The 17,092-nt window shown below is 36.1% G+C and carries 18 protein-coding genes; 12 read left to right on the top strand and 6 right to left on the bottom strand.

Annotated features, from left to right (window positions below):
• Window positions 1-268 precede the first annotated feature (268 nt).
• From C8K15_RS03105 to C8K15_RS03090, 4 genes are all read left to right on the top strand, one after another.
• Window positions 269-1,093 carry an ABC transporter ATP-binding protein gene (locus tag C8K15_RS03105; protein WP_108584962.1) on the top strand — a complete coding sequence of 275 codons (825 nt, stop codon included), beginning with the start codon at window positions 269-271 and terminating at the stop codon, window positions 1,091-1,093.
• A gap of 531 nt (window positions 1,094-1,624) precedes the next feature.
• On the top strand, window positions 1,625-2,323 hold the full coding sequence (locus C8K15_RS03100; RefSeq protein ID WP_108584961.1) for a hypothetical protein: 699 nt from the start codon (window positions 1,625-1,627) through the stop codon (window positions 2,321-2,323).
• A gap of 93 nt (window positions 2,324-2,416) precedes the next feature.
• On the top strand, window positions 2,417-2,722 hold the full coding sequence (locus tag C8K15_RS03095; RefSeq protein WP_108584960.1) for a DUF3243 domain-containing protein: 306 nt from the start codon (window positions 2,417-2,419) through the stop codon (window positions 2,720-2,722).
• Between the two features lie 22 nt (window positions 2,723-2,744).
• Window positions 2,745-2,972, top strand: coding sequence for a hypothetical protein (locus C8K15_RS03090; protein WP_108584959.1), 228 nt, complete (start codon window positions 2,745-2,747; stop codon window positions 2,970-2,972).
• Between the two features lie 41 nt (window positions 2,973-3,013).
• On the opposite strand, the gene C8K15_RS03085 is transcribed toward C8K15_RS03090, so the two are convergent.
• Entirely contained in the window at window positions 3,014-4,102 is a 1,089-nt protein-coding gene (locus tag C8K15_RS03085) for an AI-2E family transporter (RefSeq protein WP_108584958.1), read from the bottom strand.
• A 234-nt stretch (window positions 4,103-4,336) separates the two neighbouring features.
• Here C8K15_RS03085 and C8K15_RS03080 point away from each other — a divergent pair, with 234 nt between their 5' ends.
• Window positions 4,337-4,606 carry an NUDIX hydrolase gene (locus C8K15_RS03080; protein ID WP_233260365.1) on the top strand — a complete coding sequence of 90 codons (270 nt, stop codon included), beginning with the start codon at window positions 4,337-4,339 and terminating at the stop codon, window positions 4,604-4,606.
• A 110-nt stretch (window positions 4,607-4,716) separates the two neighbouring features.
• Entirely contained in the window at window positions 4,717-5,289 is a 573-nt protein-coding gene (locus C8K15_RS03075) for a GNAT family N-acetyltransferase (RefSeq protein ID WP_108584957.1), read from the top strand.
• Between the two features lie 62 nt (window positions 5,290-5,351).
• Here C8K15_RS03075 and C8K15_RS03070 read toward each other — a convergent pair whose 3' ends face one another.
• The 4 genes from C8K15_RS03070 to C8K15_RS03055 form a co-directional block, all read right to left on the bottom strand.
• Window positions 5,352-6,188: a GNAT family N-acetyltransferase gene (locus C8K15_RS03070; protein WP_108584956.1), complete on the bottom strand. Its 837-nt coding sequence runs from the start codon at window positions 6,186-6,188 to the stop codon at window positions 5,352-5,354.
• 78 nt (window positions 6,189-6,266) lie between these two features.
• Window positions 6,267-7,724 (bottom strand): D-alanyl-D-alanine carboxypeptidase/D-alanyl-D-alanine endopeptidase, encoded by a 1,458-nt coding sequence (gene dacB, locus C8K15_RS03065; protein WP_108585065.1) that lies wholly within the window; start codon window positions 7,722-7,724, stop codon window positions 6,267-6,269.
• A gap of 365 nt (window positions 7,725-8,089) precedes the next feature.
• Complete coding sequence (locus C8K15_RS03060) at window positions 8,090-8,959, bottom strand: DMT family transporter (RefSeq protein ID WP_108584955.1); 870 nt, start codon at window positions 8,957-8,959, stop codon at window positions 8,090-8,092.
• Between the two features lie 145 nt (window positions 8,960-9,104).
• Entirely contained in the window at window positions 9,105-9,953 is an 849-nt protein-coding gene (locus tag C8K15_RS03055) for a DUF1206 domain-containing protein (RefSeq protein ID WP_108584954.1), read from the bottom strand.
• A 202-nt stretch (window positions 9,954-10,155) separates the two neighbouring features.
• Here C8K15_RS03055 and C8K15_RS03050 point away from each other — a divergent pair, with 202 nt between their 5' ends.
• Window positions 10,156-10,665 (top strand): hypothetical protein, encoded by a 510-nt coding sequence (locus C8K15_RS03050; protein WP_199224051.1) that lies wholly within the window; start codon window positions 10,156-10,158, stop codon window positions 10,663-10,665.
• On the opposite strand, the gene C8K15_RS03045 is transcribed toward C8K15_RS03050, so the two are convergent.
• A complete protein-coding gene (locus tag C8K15_RS03045) occupies window positions 10,654-11,349 on the bottom strand; it encodes a class I SAM-dependent methyltransferase (RefSeq protein ID WP_108584953.1) in 696 nt (231 codons plus the stop codon). The two genes, C8K15_RS03050 and C8K15_RS03045, sit on opposite strands and share 12 nt — an antisense overlap.
• Window positions 11,350-11,493: 144 nt before the next feature.
• Here C8K15_RS03045 and C8K15_RS03040 point away from each other — a divergent pair, with 144 nt between their 5' ends.
• The 5 genes from C8K15_RS03040 to C8K15_RS03020 all read left to right on the top strand — a co-directional run bounded on the left by C8K15_RS03040 (window position 11,494) and on the right by C8K15_RS03020 (window position 17,049).
• Entirely contained in the window at window positions 11,494-12,480 is a 987-nt protein-coding gene (locus tag C8K15_RS03040; protein WP_108584952.1) for an aldo/keto reductase, read from the top strand.
• Window positions 12,481-12,711: 231 nt separating this feature from the next.
• The gene (locus C8K15_RS03035) at window positions 12,712-14,052 is read left to right on the top strand and encodes a sigma 54-interacting transcriptional regulator (RefSeq protein ID WP_108584951.1); all 1,341 of its coding nucleotides are present in this window, start codon (window positions 12,712-12,714) and stop codon (window positions 14,050-14,052) included.
• A 215-nt stretch (window positions 14,053-14,267) separates the two neighbouring features.
• Window positions 14,268-15,263: an ABC transporter substrate-binding protein gene (locus C8K15_RS03030; RefSeq protein ID WP_108584950.1), complete on the top strand. Its 996-nt coding sequence runs from the start codon at window positions 14,268-14,270 to the stop codon at window positions 15,261-15,263.
• Between the two features lie 132 nt (window positions 15,264-15,395).
• Window positions 15,396-16,193 (top strand): ABC transporter permease, encoded by a 798-nt coding sequence (locus C8K15_RS03025; protein WP_108584949.1) that lies wholly within the window; start codon window positions 15,396-15,398, stop codon window positions 16,191-16,193.
• A 1-nt stretch (window position 16,194) separates the two neighbouring features.
• Window positions 16,195-17,049 carry an ABC transporter ATP-binding protein gene (locus tag C8K15_RS03020; protein ID WP_233260364.1) on the top strand — a complete coding sequence of 285 codons (855 nt, stop codon included), beginning with the start codon at window positions 16,195-16,197 and terminating at the stop codon, window positions 17,047-17,049.
• Window positions 17,050-17,092 lie beyond the last annotated feature (43 nt).

The raw sequence follows: 17,092 nt of genomic DNA, 5'->3' as shown, positions 1-17,092 counted from the left end.
CTATTATGGCACCAAGTGGCATATAATTCTACTGGTATCGTCGGGAATCTAACTAGCCATATCTATAACTATCTTCTTAGCTGTTTTGTCCGATACCTCGCCTTTCGTTCTTATGAACGTAACTACTTATTCTTTCGTTCCTTTGTCTTGTTCACAAGTTTGAAACGACTTTTCAACAAACAATGAAAATCATTCTCACTTGATGACAATTATGTGATATGATAACCACAGTGAGAATACCTATCAGTTCGATGGAGGCTATACAATCATGGGTACTGCTGTTAAAACTGAATCCCTATCAATTGGATATACAGATCGATTATTATTTGAGAATTTGGATTTACATATACCCCGTGGAGAAATTTCTGTTTTTGTAGGTAGCAATGGTTGTGGGAAGTCTACACTTCTTCGTTCGATTGCACGCCTATTAAAACCAACAAATGGCTCTGTTTTATTAGAAGGAAAAGATGTACACAGTATGTCTTCAAAAGAAGTTGCGAAAAAAATGGGTATTTTACCACAATCCCCTGTATCACCCGAAGGTTTAACGGTTCATGATTTGGTGAAACAAGGTCGTTATCCACACCAATCATGGTTAAAGCGCTGGACAGAAGAAGATACAGAAAAAGTTGAAGCAGCTATGGCAGCAACTTGCATTAGCGATTTACGTGACCGTGCAGTTGATACATTATCTGGTGGTCAACGTCAACGCGCTTGGATTGCCATGACACTTGCACAAGATACCGAGATCATATTACTCGATGAACCAACAACTTACTTAGACATGACACACCAAATAGAAATATTAGATTTGTTATTTGAATTAAATGAGAAAAAAAATCGTACCATTGTGATGGTGTTACATGATTTAAATTTAGCTTCACGTTATGCACACAATATCATCGCTATTAAAGATGGAAAAGTTCATGAACAAGGAAAACCTGAGGATATTGTTACTTGTGATTTAGTACGTTCTGTTTTTGGAATGGAGTGTCAGGTTTCCAAAGATCCAATGTTCGGTACACCTCATTGTATTCCTTTTGGACGCGGACGCTGTGTAGTACCTGAATTACACGCAGCTACAGGAGCATAATAAAAATAAGCAAACTGAGAACCTTTTAGCGACAAAAATACGCAGGTTTCCGGTGAGCTTTTGAAAGCACCATGCTGCACCTTTATTTAATAAATATGTAAAAGGGGGATGTGACTTTGTCACGTCCCCCTTTTACTAGTACAGTTAATCTTGCAGCTTGGATGCTTTCGTTGCTCCCCTCTTTATTCTCTAGATTATAGTGCAACAAAAGATGCGTCAGAAGAGCACTGAAAACCCTCTTACATCAAAGAAATCAATCATCCTTTATATAAATTGTCACAACAAACTATAAAAAAATAGTCACTGAAACAAAAAAAATCCATGCATTGAGCACGGATCCGATAATCTAGACTTCCACAACTTAACGATGAGGGGGGTTAAGTTTGAAGTTAATCAGCGTCGATTTGGAGAAAAGTCGCTGACATGGTTTCTTCCCTAATTTTCAGAAAGAAATTCTCTTATACGATAATGATAATCATTATCACTTAACAAGTCAATACTTTATTCGGTAAAATTTTGTATACTTAATTTATGACTACTTTAACGAACGATCAAATCCGACAATTAAATATGTACAGCACCTATGTAACTCCACCAGCTCATCCATTATTTACACTGAAACAATTACAAGACATTGATTTTTTGTCTGTTGTACAAGCAGTTACAGGGATAGACAACAGAACCGTTGCCGCCTCTTATCTCATGCGTCGCTATGGCATGTTTGCATCAACACAATTTGTCATGTTAGCCACTTACGATGAAGTATGGTTAGGTGAACTTGATGACTTACAGTTTGCTGCAAATGTGGAATACGGAAATAAAGGCATCAGCATGTATATCAATAAAAATCACTATGTCGATATTGAAAACGAGCCTCGTCAAGTAATAATCCGAAAAATATTAAAGGATCAAATACATAGCTTGCTTATAAAAATCCGTGAGCATTCATCTGTTTCTCCTTTAACATTATGGGAAAATGTATTTGGATTTCTGTTGTGGCATTATGCAGTTATGCTCTCCCCCCCCTCTACTTCAAAGCAAGCCAAAATAGATTTGGAAATATTAAAATCAGATGAAGTTTGGGATGGAATAGCTCCAAAATCTCTCTTCAACACGTATTTAAAAGGTTTAGAACCTGCTCAATTATTGAATACCACAGTTCGTACGACATGTTGTTTTTCAAAAGATGTCCCTGGTTTGCTAAAATGTGGTTTTTGCCCTCACGAATAGGATGAAATACCCATTTTACACATTGAGATGTTTTACTTGAGTGGAATTAGGATAAACCTAACCTAAGAAGATGAAAAGGAGCGTGTCTACGACATGGAAAACATTCAAGGTAAAGTTCAAGAAGAATTAAACAACGTTAGTCCTGAAAAGAAAGATGAAATTTTAGCGAATTTTTCAACCTTTAAATCTTATCTTGGCGACAAAGTTGCAATGGGTGAAAAACTAGGTCTGGGTGAAGAACAACTAGCGAAAACAGCTGAGAAAGTAGCTGGATATTTAGCAAATAATGAAGAGCCAAAAAACAGTGAAGAAAACTTGTTACAAGAATTATGGAAGTCAGGCGACAAAGATCAACAACATGCTTTAGCTCACATGTTAGTTAATATGGTGAGAAAATAAGTATGTGAAAGGACGGATTGATATGACGAACAAACCTTTTGATGATAAAGAACACAAAAATCAAAAAGGCCGTGAATTAGACAATCCCGATTTAGTTGAAACAGAAAAAGAAAGTCTTTTCGATATGCATGAAGATATGCAAACAGTTGATGCCGTCCCCGTTGAGGAATTAAATCAAAAAGTTAAAGACGAAGAATATAAAAGTCATTCTAAAGACACTTCAGTAAGTGAAGAAAGATATCCAAAATAAACAAAGCCCGGTCGCTCCAGTGACCGGGTTTTTTTGTTTTGCTATTCTTCTTCTACCGTTGATGTTGCTGCTTCTTTAATTTCTGATCGTCTAGCATAAGCATTTTTCAAAATTGTTTTAATAACTGCATACGTAGGAATAGCTAAAATGACCCCCCATAAACCGGCTATATTTCCTGCAGCTAAAATAATGGTTATGACGGTTAGAGGATGAATATCCAGTGCTCTTCCCATTACGTTTGGCGAAATTAAATTACTTTCAATTTGTTGTGCGATAAGCATGATTATTGCTACATAAATGGCCATCTGTGGTTCTTGAATGAAACCAATAATCAATGCGGGAATGACGGCAATAAAAGGACCTAAAAACGGAATAACATTTGTTAACAATCCGAAAAACGCTAAAAGGAGTGCGTATTTTAGACCAATTATAAAGTAGCCTATCAGCAACAAAATCCCAACTGCAACACTAACCACAAGCTGACCTTGAATGTATGCCTTTAAAGTCCCATCGATGTCCACCAGAGTTTTGCGAATCCATGTTTTACGTTCGCCACTAAAGAAGTTAGCAATAAAAGGGGCGAACTTTTCATGATCCTTCAAAATATAAAAAAGAAAGAACGGAACTAATACTAATGCAAATAACCCTTGAGCAATACTTTGAACGAATACAACTACCCAATTACTGAATCCTTTAGCAATATCTGTTGCTTTACTAGATTGATCGTTTATTGATTGCTCTATAGAATCTGGAAGCCGGTCCTTTTGATTTATAACAAAATTAATCATGTCTTCTACGCCTTGTGTAATTGCAGGTGCCTCTTCAACTAATTGGTTAACTTGTTTTGTTATTGCAGGACCAATGATGGATGAGAATATCCAGAAAATGAGACCCAATGCTACAAAGATGGCTAATAAACTTGTCCATCTCTTCCATCCTCTTGAATCTAAAAAATTCAGAATCGGTCTTGTTAAATAAAATAATACTCCCCCAAGTAAAAGTGGTAGGAAGATTGTCTGACCGATAATAAACAGCGGTGAGAAAATTCCTTTTACTTCTATAAACATTCTAATAATAACTAACCCGAGTAGTATTCCTACTCCTACTTGAAACCAAAGCTTTTTCGTCAAAAATTTCACGTCCTTGAATATGATTGTGACTCTTATTATAAGTTATTTTTGGCAATAAAGGGTATACATAGTATAAATGTTTTAGGGAGGATAAAATCATAGAATATTATCAAGAAATACGTCAATATGCGGGAAACCTTTCCCTTATCTTACCGGGAGCGTTGGTCATCATTCAAAATGAATTTAATGAAATACTGTTGCAAGAACGTAAACCAGGATTATTCGGTTTACCAGGTGGGTCAGGAAGTTTTAGAAGAGACTGGATTATTCGTTTCAAATTTAGAACTACTTCACGTTTTTTCTGGTCCAGACTATTATTTTAAAATTGATAATGGTAATGAATTTTATTCAGTAACAGTGGTTTATCGAACAAACACCTTTAAAGGAACACTTCAAGCAAACAAAGAAGAAACTTTTAGGTCGGGTTTCTTTCCAATTGACAACTTTCCCGATCAACTATTAGCTTCAAATAAAAACTTTTCAGAAAAATGTTTAGACATCTAGAAAAGTGGGTAAATATAATACCGAGGATTTTTTATCGCCTACTTTTTTCCTCTTAAGATACTTCACAAACAAAAACTCCGCGTAAATACACTTTTAAGGAGACTGTTTAAATGAATTGGTACGAAAAACTCAATCAATACTTCCCAGTTGAAGAAATGAAATCAAAAGAGCACATGGAAACATTACTAGCTGAAAAAGGTAATGTTTATATAAAAGATGAAGGTCCAAAACACGTACTTATGTACGTTGAGTTTGAAAATTTTGTATTTGTTGATTACTTATTTGTATCTAAAGATGCTCGAGGTGAAGGATTAGGTCGTAAGCTATTAAATCAATTAAAAGAAAAAAACAAACCTATATTACTCGAAGTGGAACCAGTAAATTATGAAGATACCGACACTGAAAAACGTCTTAAATTCTATGCTCGTGAAGACTTCAAACATGCATCACGCATAGGTTACATTCGACGATCACTCGCGACAGGCGAAAATACAGTGTTAGAAATTTTATATTGGTCTCCAGTTAATGAAGATGAATTAGATATTTATAAAGCCATGAAATGGACATATGAAAACATTCATACTTTTAAAGATCAACATTTCTATGGTGAATCTTATGACCCTTCACATGAAGTTCTTGAGTTTAACGATGAAAAGAAAAGCAATATGTTAAAAGAATATTAATCAAATCCAAATGATGCTTTCGCTTTTTTATGAAAAATTAGATACACTTTAATCGGACCGACTCACTTTGAGTCGGTTTTTATTTTGTACTCATAGTAATCTTGTGCATGTACTGCCTTAAATCCTACCGATTCATATAGCTTTAATGCGTGTGCATTTTTTGTTTCGACTTCCAAATGAACGGAATGTCCTAATTCATTTTGTTCATTTACAACTTTACGAAGTACATTTCGTCCTATTCCTTTTCCTTGGTACTCGGGTAGAATGGAGAAACCATAAATCCAAGCTTCTCCTTCTTCACGTTTCACTCTGACTTTTCCAATCGTATTGTCATCCACAATAATCATGAGCATATCGGTGTCTTCATCGCTGTCAATCCGACTTTCCATCGCTCTAGCGTCTTCTTCTGGCACTCCGAACGCTTCAATATCCAATCGAACTCTCATGTCTATATCTTCTATCGTTGCGTGTCTCAAAATGAAATCGTCTGATGCTTCAAGTATTTGTGGTTGCCAATGCATTTGATGTTCAGTGAATTTGTAACTAGCTCCATGTTTGCCTAGAAATGTTTTTGCTGCATCAGAGCTTGCTGGGGCATTAAGTAGTACTTTCTTAAAACCTTGATCTTTGATCGTTTCTTTTGCTTTATTAAACATCTCATTAAAATAACCTTTACGGCGTTCGTTAGGTTTCACCATTCCGCATACTTCTGCAGTTGAACCAAATGAATATACACCCAAAAATGCGATCAATTCTTCATTTTCATACTTTAGAAAATCAAATTGATCCGTCTCACGGCTACGTAGCATTTCCCAGTTAAGTTTTAGTTGTAAGCTGTCATATCTTTCGCATTCTTTTTGAAGTATTTCAATATCCTTTAATTGCTTAATCGTTAACATTTGTGTCTCCTTAAATTCGTATTTGTACTACCTAAAAATAGCTTCCCACATTTTCATTTGGGAAGCTAGTCGTTATTTTTATTTTGTATAGTTGGCTATAGCAGTGGCAATTTGATCTTCAATTGGAGTTACAGCAGCTAAGTCATTGTTAATGAGCACCGAGAAAACAAGCAACTCTCCATCTTTCGTAGTGGCATATCCTGATAAAGCAGAAACGGCCGTTAATGTTCCCGTTTTGGCTTTGACATTGCCAACTGTTGGCTCTGTTTTCATACGATTACGCAAAGTCCCTCCAACAAACCGTTCAGCTACACCTGCTACTGGAAGAGAATTTAAAAATGTAGGATACCAAGGTTCTTTTTGAACAGAAACGAGAAGATTTGTTACTTCATTTGATGGAATCAAATTGATATGTGACATCCCTGAGGCATCTCGAATCATAATTCTCTCCATATCCAAACCTAGTTTAGAAGAATTTTCCCCAATCACTTGAAGTCCCTTATCCCAGCTTCCCTCACCATATACTACCTTGCCCATCTCTTTAGCCAATACCTCTGCATGTGCATTATTACTCAATTTCATAAATGGAATCGATAATTCTTTAAGCGTCATCGAATCTTTTGATGTTAGCAATTGAGCTTGTTTTGGCGCTTTCCCCAAAGTCACCTTAGGTTTACTGCCAACAAACTTTATGCCTTGTTCCGTTAATGATTTCTTGAAAAGATCAAGCGCGTAATATGAAGGCTCCCAGACTGCAATCCATTCACGTGTAACGGTTCCCCCAACTGGAACTGTGCCTTCAATAACGACATTATTAGTTCCATGTTCCCGCTCAATCGTAATATTTTTCGTTCCTGAAGCAACCGTCGTGGAGCGATTGATAATTTTCACTACATCAGTCTCCGGTGAGACCTTAATTGTAGCTTGCTCTCCAATAGTTGAGTTTGCATGTGCTTCCACAATGACTGAACCCGCATCAAAATCTGCATTTGGGGATGCAGTAAGCGCAGATACTTGGGCAGCATAATAATAAGATTCGTCCGACCAGTTTATATCTGATGATAAACGGATTTTATCGTACCAAGTATCGTCTCCAATCAAATCTCCGTTAATTTTCTTTATCCCCTTAGAAACAAGATTTTGGGCAAAAGCATCGAAATCTTGTTTCAGTAATGTTGGGTCTCCCTTCCCTTTCAAGTACAGGTTACCTTGCAACACACCACCCTTAAGTTGGGCGTCAGTTAACACTTCCGTAGTGAAACGGTAATCTTCACCTAGAGTTTCTAGAGCAGCTGCTGCTGTCAGTAGTTTCATGTTGGATGCCGGATGTAATCTAGTTTCACCAAAATGATCATACACAATTTCACCAGTAGTAGCTTTTCGAATACTGACTCCGGTTGTAGCACCATCGAGCCGTTGGTCTTGAAGGATTTTATTGATGCTATTTCCTAACTGGGCATATTCATCCGTAGCAATTACTTTTGGTTGACTATCCTCAATTAGAAATGGTAAAAATGCAAGCACTGCAATTACCATAAAGATTATATATTTTTTAAATTTCAATACGTTTTCCCTCCTAAAAGCTAGTATGGAAATGAGCATATCATAATATAGTTTGAATATTATGTATTTTGTGGAAACTTTTTAAAAAACATTCTTTTCTCATAGAGACTATTTAGAATGTCTATTTCTTTATATGTGCTTGTTAAGCAAAACATGCAGCAAATAAAAGTTTCCCACTCCTTTTTTACTATTCCTGTAAAGTCTTCGATTTAATCCAGATTATATAGTGGAAAGGTTCCTTATCGAAAATGTTCCTGCTGACATAGAAAAAACCACAACAGCATAGTTGTGGTTTTGAAGATTTTATAAGTTATTTCTTTTCGAGAAAAAATTGGATGTTAGTTCGGGCGAGTTGTTAAATATACACCACATAAAATGACCAATAATCCAATAATCATATGAATGGAAATAGGCTCTTTTAATAAAAAATATCCCCAGAAAATAGCGGAAATTGGGATTAAATAAGTTACAGAAGTCGCAAATTCTGGACTTCGCTCTCTCATTAAATAGAAAAATAATAAATGGGCGATTCCTGAACCAAAGAAACCAAGCCCAATAATGGCAAATAGGATTTCACCATTCAAATTTTGTGAGAGCGTAGGTAATTGATTAGGTTCTGTAAAAATCATCATTAATCCACCTACAAATGCTCCAACTATTAACGTACAAGTTGTAACAAAAATAATTCCTGCATCTTTTAAATGTTTGCGTACGTAATGTGAAGAAAAACCATAACACATGGTGGCTATGATCATCGTACCAATTCCTACAAAACTTTCTCCAAATAATAACGAAATATCAAAGTCCATTATAATCAAAATGCCGACGAAGCCAGTCGCTATTCCTATCCATTGCTGTTTTAGTAATATGGAACCAAAAAACAGTAACCCCATTAATCCTGTGAATATGGGCGTAAAGGCATTTAGGACGGCAGCTAGGCTACTGTCTATTTGAGTTTGACTAAGAGCAATCAATCCCCATGGCAAACCAGCAATCATCACACCAACTATTAATAATGGTTTCCATGGAATAGGTTTTATGATGTCTTTTTTTCTATACCATAATAATGGTAATAATAATAATGCCCCAGCTAAACAGCGAATAAAAACGGTCCCCCATACACCTGCGGGTTCGCTAAGAATTGAAATAAATACAAAAGAAAGTCCCCAAATGAGACTAAGAGTAACGAGTGCTACATACACACGCATAATGAATTCTTCCTTTACTGAACCTTCGTTCGTTAATTAGGTATCTAATCTTTCTATTTTCTAATACTATCACATTCTATTTCTTCTGAATTATTAAGTGTGTAAACATAAAAGAACCATTCACATGTATGAATGGTTCTCTTTTTTATTTTCCTTTGTTGCCAAAATTCATATGATGATAACGACCTCGAATAATTTGATAAATACCGTATAGGATTAGACCAACCGCTACCATTGCGAGCAAGAATTGACCAAATGGTTGACTTGCCATCTCGTCTAAAGCTCCTCCAAGACCTTTCGATTGGTTCGGGTCATGGGTATAGGCAGTTTCGATAAAAAAGAATCCAACCATACTTAGTACTACTCCACGTGCAATTAATCCAATCTTCCCAGAAATACGTGATACTTTAAGTTCTTTATCGTTCATTTCATATGTTTTGAATTTCTCCATAAACTTCTCTTTAATCCCACTTAACAGTTCATACAGACCATACCCAATTATTATGGCGCCTACTATACCAACTAACCACACACCAAATGGTTGTTCCATTAACTTAGCAGATATCGTTTTTTCGGAGTCACCACCACTTGCGTTTCCAGTGTGACTTGCCAATTTAATGGCACCAAAAGCCAAATTCGCATAGATGATTCCGCTAATAAAATAACCAGTCCGTTTAATGAGACCTTTTGCATCCGTACCTTCGTTTTCAGGATCTTTAATGGCTTTGATGAAATCCCATACAATATATCCGATTAAACCAATTCCAATTATCCATAGTACCACTTCTCCAAAAGGCATTTCCGAAATGGATTGTAACGCACCTGAAGCACCTGTGGTATCCCCTCTAGGTCCGAAAGCCGCAAGTGCTGCTAGAACTCCAATCATTCCGTAAACAACGCCTTTTGTCATATCGCCGAATCGCCCAAATCGACGTACCCATGGTTTTGCTTCCTTCATTTTATTCTTAGCTTCGGTTTTTGATATTGTATCCATTTAAGGCACTTCCTCTACTAGTAATCTTATATGTAAAGTTCCCGTTATAGTAAAAGTAGAAACCTTTTTACAACATAGTTGATTAAAATAGAGAATTTCTTTGGGAATTGAGGTAATCAACAACTTGTAATGAAATATATACCAATTACTTCCTTATTAGATTATAATTCTATCGAATCCAATTGAAGGAGAATGAGTTCGATTGAAAAAAATAGTTATGATATTCCTTTTAACTTTAATTGCTGGCTGTTCTGGACAATCCAATTCGGAAGAAAAAAGGACAACAATCAGCAAATCGGATCAAATAATTAGCTACTCCATCATGGAAAACTTCGGATATCGCCATGAAATTGAGGAAGATGCACTAAAGCTTATTGAATTTAATGAGGAAACTGGCAAAATGAAAATCATCGTATTTACCTATATTTTTGAAGATGAATCTTATGAAGAGTTTAAAGCAGATACCCTCGCTAGTTGTGTAAATGTTCTGCAAGATATTAAGAAACAACGGAAGGTACAAGAAGTGGATTTAATCATCGAAACTCCGATTGAGGATTTAAACGGAAATCCAGATTATGATGGTGCCATATTCAATATGGTGTTTGAGCGAAAAAACTTAAATAACACTGATTTTCATGAGTTGAATTTATTTCCAAGCACCCTTCACAGAATAAAAAGACAAGGCTTAAGCCCTGTCTTTTTACTTTGTTGAATGTGCAATCCAGCCACCAAATAATGTGGTAGAAAAGAATTGTGTAACCCTCTCAAATCCTGCTAATTCTAAAAGGTCTTCAATTTGATCGGACGGAATAAAAGATAGTTCACGAACCGATTCCTCCATCCCTTCTACATCCTCTTGAGTTAAGTCAGTTAAATCTAACCAGATTGACTTCCATAAATTCATACGTTCATCAAATTCCGGTTTAGACTGATCTCCATACATTGACACTAGAACGAAAGGAGCCCCTGGCTCTAAATTTTCTTTTACCTTTTTTAATAGACTTAGTTTACCTTCAACTGTTTCTACAAAATGTAATACAAGTAAGCAGGTAGCGGCATCGAATGTTTCTTTAAAGTCCATTTGTTCAATCGTCCCCGTATAAACTGACACTCGTTCTTCAATGCCTTCATCTTTCGCTTTTTGCATCGCTACTTCAAGCATCGCTTCAGAAGGATCAACACCCGCGAAAGTCCATGATGGATTAGCTTTTCCAAACGTTACGATTTCATTTCCTCCACCAGCACCGACGACTAAGATGTTTGCTGCATCTTTTACATGAGCTCGTAGAAAGGACTGAACCATGCGAAACATTGCATCATAAGTAGGCAAAGCACGACGAATTCCTTTATCGTATTCTCTTGCCATTTCCATATCAAATTCTAAATCATTTTTCACCGTTTTTCCCCCTTATGAAGTAAACTTGCTAATTTTTATTATGTAGTAATTTCACGAAACTTTCAAACTGTTAGAGATTCGCTAACTTCAGAGAAAAAGTGTTACACTTACCCCAATATATGCTCTTTTGGAGGATTGAAATCTATGCAAAACAACATAAAGAAGCGACCTTTAGGACAAACAGAATTACTCTTGTCCCCCCTTGGGCTCGGAACATGGCAGTTTAGTAAAGGGACTGGTGTCGTAGGTAAGTTTTGGGGCGTTTTAGATGACCAAATGACGGAAGATATTATCAAAACCTCTTTAGATGGTGGTATCAATTGGTTCGATACTGCCGAAGTGTATGGTGGTGGAGAGTCCGAAAAGATATTAGCAAAAGCCCTTGAAAATATCGGAGCCTCACCAGACGATGCTAAAATTGCAACCAAATGGTGGCCGATGTTTCGAATGGCGAACTCTATTACAAAAACAATTGAGACTCGAAAACAAGCATTAAGTAACCGACCGATTGATTTGTATCAAATCCATCAACCGTATTCTCTTTCTTCTGTAGAAAACCAAATCAAAGCGATGGTTAGTCTTGTGGAAGACGGTCACATCAAGCATGTTGGTGTAAGTAATTTTAACGCTTCAGCCATGGGCAATTCACATCGAATTTTGAAGGATAACGGCCAAACTCTTGCCTCAAATCAAGTGAAATACAGTTTACTTGATCGAAGAATTGAAGAGAACGGAACATTAGAACGCGCACAGGAACTTGGTATTTCTATTATTGCCTATTCACCTCTTGAACAAGGATTGCTGACAGGGAAATTTCATGATAATCCTTCGTTAATTCAAGATGCTAAAGGTCCAAGAAGACATCAACGTAAGTTTAAAGAATCTGGGTTAGCAGAAACTAAACCCCTCATTTCTTTATTGGATGCGATTGGCGAAAAATACAATGTAAGTGCTAGCCAAGTTGCTTTAAACTGGACTATTCATTATCACGGAGAGACGGTTTTTGCAATTCCAGGTGCCACTAAAGTTCATCATGCACAAGACAATGTAGGTGCTTTAACATTCAAACTTGATGCTTCTGAACTCGAAGAAATATCAATGACTTCATGGAAAGTCATCCGGAAGAAATAATTGTAAAAACAGTGCAATAAGCCATTCATTCTGAGTGATTCATAACAAAAATCGCCTAAACTAGACGCCTTAATAGGGCGTCTTTTTGATTTTCAGGGAATTATCTCACACTTGCAATTCCCTATTAATTCTTTATAAAAAATAAATTATTAGAATTATTTAAATTGTACTTGTAATTAGATTATTCAGTATTGTATAGTCTTATACAAGAATGAATAAAGGAGTTCAATAATGAATTCAATGTTATTACTTCCAAATACCGATGAGGAAATCATAGATACACATGACGAAGATATTATTATCACTACGCGAGAAGGAAAAATTATTAAAGTAACGCAAATTAGTGGCGAACATTACGGCCTATCGCCAGGAGAGCTTTTAGGTAAGTCTGTTTATGACTTAGAAGCACAAGGGATTTTTTCACCTGCCATTACACCTGAAGTAGTTAAGCAAAAGAAAAAAGTAGTTACCGTACAAACGACTCCATCTGGTCGCAAAGTACTTATTACAGGGATTCCTCTTTTCAATGATCTTCGTGAAGTCGAGTTTGTTATTAGTTATTCCTATGAACTTTCTGAGTTGATTGTCATGAAAGAGTACTTGCAAGATTTAGAAACTGAAATGTCAAAAGTAAAAGAAGAATTAGCTCATTTAAGAGATCAACACATTCAAATAAATGGCTCTATTATGGTCAGTCAATCTTCAACCCGTGCGGTAAAGACAGCTCTTAAAATGGCAAGAATTGATGCGCCAATTGTTATTCAAGGTGAATGCGGAGTTGGTAAAACATCGTTAGCTAAATTTATTCATTCGCAAAGCAATCGAAGTGATGGACCTTTTATTGAAGTTAATTGTGGCTCGATACCCGATACAATTTTTAAAAGCGCTTTCACCGGTTATCCAGACTCTAAGTCACAAGGTTATTTAACCCTAGCAGATGGTGGTTCACTTGTACTAAAAGAAATTGATCACTTGACTCTTGCTTCCCAATCAGTTCTTTTTAATCTTCTTCATAAACAGTCATCTTTTAGGATTATTGCGATGAGTGAATTTCCGTTAGAAGAGTTAGTGAAACAAGGTAAATTACGAGAAGATCTATTCTATTTACTTCATATCGCTCCTATTCAGTTAAAGCCATTACGTGAAAGACCAGAAGATCTACAAAAAGCCATTTTTATTTATTTAAAAGAGTTAAATGGACAGTATAAATCCGAAAAAAACATAGCAGATGAACTCTTTATCCACCTCCTTCAACTCGAATGGAAAGGAAATTTTCGGGAGTTAAGAAATGTCTTTGAACGACTCTATATTGGAAGTGAATCAACTAAAATGAGTCTTCAAGACTTACCTTTACAGTACCAACCTTCCGAAGGAGAACATATCGGCATTGAGTTCGATGGACAAACCCTGCCTCATATTTTGGAGTTTGTTGAAAAGAAAGTATTATTGAATGCCCAAAAACGTTATAAAACAACAACAGAGATGGCACATGTATTAGGAATTAGCCAACCTTCTGTCGTTCGTAAGTTAAAAAAATATTCTAACCCTTCAATAATAGAAGAAAACGATTAAAGTAATTTCCCTAAAATGCCTTAATCCCGTTATGGCAATAGAAAATAGTAAAGGAGGTGTTTAGTAAACCCGGAGAGCATTGCTACAGAAACACATAAATAGCACGGGCTGCTTTATTGAACTACTTAACATTACTTATACATCATGGACCACTTACCATGGCCTACGCCATTAATGGAAGCTCACTTATGAATATGAAATAGGGGGAAATTGGGATGAAGAAATGGTTATTAATTTTATGTTCACTTATGTTACTACTTGCGTTGGGCGCTTGCGGAAAAGAAAAAGAAACTGAAGCAACTGAAAATGGAAAGTCATCAGAACCGTTAAAAGTAACGCTTCCTACTTGGACTGGATATGGACCACTGTTCTTGGCTAAAGAAAAAGGCTTTTTCGAAAAAAATGGTCTAGACGTTGAGCTATCAATTATTGAAGGACTTGCCGAACGTAAAGCAACTTTAGCTGGAGGGAAAATTGATGGAATGGCAACAGCATTGGATGTTCAAGTAACGTTGGCAGGTGCTGATATTCCAGTACAAGTTGTATGGTTATTGGATGATTCATACGGCGGGGATGGAATTCTTGTTAAAAAGGAAATTAAAGATGTTAAAGACTTAAAAGGGAAAAAAATTGCATTTGAAGTAGGTTCAACCAGCCAAATGCTTGCATTAACTGCATTAGAAAAAGGTGGATTAACAGAAGAAGATGTAACAGTCGTTCAAATGTCTGCTGGTGATGCTGGGGCAGCTTTTGCTGCTGGAAAAGTTGATGCCGCTGTTACTTGGGAACCTTGGTTAACTAAAGGAGCAGAAGCGAACGGTAAAGTATTATTATCAACAAAAGATTTACCTGGTATTATCATTGACTCGGTTGCGTTTAGAGAAGACGTTATTAATAAACGTCCTGAAGATGTAAAAGCATTTGTTAAAGCTATGGGTGAAGCAATGGATTACTGGAAAGAAAATGAAAAAGAAGCAAATGAAATTATGGCAAAAGGTCTTAAGATCGACGTAAAGGAATTTGAAGCAACAGTAACAGGATTGAAATTCTTTACACAAGAAGATAACGCGAAATTATTTGGTACTGAAAACGAAAAAGGTTCGATTTATCAATCAGCAGATAATGCAATTCAGTTTTACAAAGACCAAGATATGCTTGAAAAAGACTTGAAGGCTGACGATGTAATTAATGGCAGTTTTATTCAAGAATAGAGTAATGGACTACGTATAGTATCGTTTTTCTCTGAACCAATAACGATATTCCAGAGTTTAACTTAAGAGGCATCGTTTATGCCTCTTGTGTTCTACTTTATTCCAAATAGATACATAGATGGAGGGGTTTTAATGGCATCAAAATGGTTAACTCCAAATAAAGAAATACCAAAAAAGATTTATACATCAGCCGGATTTATAACGTTTATATTTGTTCTTGGAATATGGTCTCTACTTAGTTACAGCGAATTTGTAAATCCACTCTTTTTACCTACTCCTACAGCCGTTTTAGCAACTGCAACTGAGATGTTTGTAAGTGGAGAAATATTTGCTGATATTGGCATAAGTTTTTCAAGAGTATTTACTGGATTTATGATTGCTGCATTAATTGGGATTCCATTAGGGATACTGATGGGTTCATTACGCATAATGGAAGGAGCTTTTGAGCCTATCATTGGATTCATTCGATATATGCCCGCTTCAGCGTTTATTCCCTTATTAATTCTCTGGATTGGTCTTGGTGAAACAGAAAAAATGGCGGTCATATTTTTAGGTACGTTTTTCCAACTTACTCTTATGGTGATGGATGTTACAAAAAATGTACAAAACGATTTAATTGATGTCTCGTATACATTAGGAGCAAAAAATGCACAAATTTTCACGAAAGTCATTTTACCTGCTTCCCTACCTGGTATCGTTGACACACTTCGAATTACCTTTGGCTGGGCTTGGACTTATTTAGTAGTAGCAGAGATTGTTGGGGCATCTAGTGGTTTAGGTTATATGATCATGCAAGCTTCTCGTTTTCTACAACCCGAAAAAATTATTGTTGGTATATTAATTATCGGTTTACTTGGGCTTATTACGGATATCATGTTTAAATCCATCTACCGAGCTTCATTTTCTTGGATGAGAAAGGACGGTTTTTAACATGGTTGCACAAAAATCAGAATTCACTACAACAGGAAAATTCGCTTCAAAAAGTGAGGAGATTATTATTCCTCAAATCATTACACCTAAATTAGAAATTAGAGATGTAGGTAAAATATATAAAACGAAAGCTGGAGAAACCACGGCACTTGAAAAAACTTCCTTCACTGTGGCTGATGGTGAGTTTGTTACTATTTTAGGACCTTCTGGATGTGGAAAATCAACCATTTTGCGAATAGTCGCAGGCTTAGAAGAATCTAATTCAGGTCAAGTTCTTCTGGATGGTAAAGAAATTAATGGTCCTGGACCCGATCGTGGAATGGTCTTTCAATCTTATACCTTATTCCCTTGGTTAAATGTCAAAGATAATATCACATTCGGTTTGAAGTTAAATGGAGTTTCTCAAAAAGAACGCGATGATTTGGCGAGACATTACTTGCAACTAATCGGTTTAGAAGGATTTGAAAAGCATTACCCAATACAGTTATCAGGTGGCATGAAACAACGCGTAGCTATAGCACGTGCTTTGGCAAATGACCCTAAAATTTTATTAATGGATGAACCTTTTGGAGCATTAGATGCCCAAACAAGAACCATCATGCAGGAAGTATTACTAAAAGCTTGGGAAGAATCTAAAAAGACAATTTTGTTTATTACACACGATGTAGACGAGTCCATCTTCTTAGCAGATTCTGTTTATGTCATGACAGCAAGACCAGGACGATTAAAGAAGAAAATTCCGATTACACTTGAAAGACCAAGAGAGTTCAGTATGAAAAGTACACCAGAATTCGGGCATTATAAAGACGAATTATTATCTCTAATACGCGAAGAAAGTTTGAAATCCATCAAATAAAGACATTGTTCCCTGTTAGTAAACTTATAGAGTATGGCAATTA

Origin of the sequence: Paenisporosarcina sp. OV554, from assembly GCF_003058165.1 — a bacterium.
Classification (GTDB): Bacteria; Bacillota; Bacilli; order Bacillales_A; family Planococcaceae; genus Paenisporosarcina.
Note: the sequence above shows the minus strand (reverse complement) of the source record. Positions and strands in the feature narration are given on the sequence as shown.

Excerpts from the sequence above, each read along its gene's own strand:
- C8K15_RS03075 (WP_108584957.1), top strand. The coding sequence starts at position 4,717 with ATGAATTGGTACGAAAAACTCAATCAATACTTCCCAGTTGAAGAAATG.
- C8K15_RS03105 (WP_108584962.1), top strand. The coding sequence starts at position 269 with ATGGGTACTGCTGTTAAAACTGAATCCCTATCAATTGGATATACAGAT.
- C8K15_RS03020 (WP_233260364.1), top strand. The coding sequence starts at position 16,195 with ATGGTTGCACAAAAATCAGAATTCACTACAACAGGAAAATTCGCTTCA.
- C8K15_RS03060 (WP_108584955.1), bottom strand. The coding sequence starts at position 8,959 with ATGCGTGTGTATGTAGCACTCGTTACTCTTAGTCTCATTTGGGGACTT.
- C8K15_RS03035 (WP_108584951.1), top strand. The coding sequence starts at position 12,712 with ATGAATTCAATGTTATTACTTCCAAATACCGATGAGGAAATCATAGAT.
- C8K15_RS03070 (WP_108584956.1), bottom strand. The coding sequence starts at position 6,188 with ATGTTAACGATTAAGCAATTAAAGGATATTGAAATACTTCAAAAAGAA.
- C8K15_RS03025 (WP_108584949.1), top strand. The coding sequence starts at position 15,396 with ATGGCATCAAAATGGTTAACTCCAAATAAAGAAATACCAAAAAAGATT.
- C8K15_RS03030 (WP_108584950.1), top strand. The coding sequence starts at position 14,268 with ATGAAGAAATGGTTATTAATTTTATGTTCACTTATGTTACTACTTGCG.
- C8K15_RS03055 (WP_108584954.1), bottom strand. The coding sequence starts at position 9,953 with ATGGATACAATATCAAAAACCGAAGCTAAGAATAAAATGAAGGAAGCA.
- C8K15_RS03095 (WP_108584960.1), top strand. The coding sequence starts at position 2,417 with ATGGAAAACATTCAAGGTAAAGTTCAAGAAGAATTAAACAACGTTAGT.
- dacB (WP_108585065.1), bottom strand. The coding sequence starts at position 7,724 with ATGGTAATTGCAGTGCTTGCATTTTTACCATTTCTAATTGAGGATAGT.
- C8K15_RS03040 (WP_108584952.1), top strand. The coding sequence starts at position 11,494 with ATGCAAAACAACATAAAGAAGCGACCTTTAGGACAAACAGAATTACTC.
- C8K15_RS03100 (WP_108584961.1), top strand. The coding sequence starts at position 1,625 with ATGACTACTTTAACGAACGATCAAATCCGACAATTAAATATGTACAGC.
- C8K15_RS03090 (WP_108584959.1), top strand. The coding sequence starts at position 2,745 with ATGACGAACAAACCTTTTGATGATAAAGAACACAAAAATCAAAAAGGC.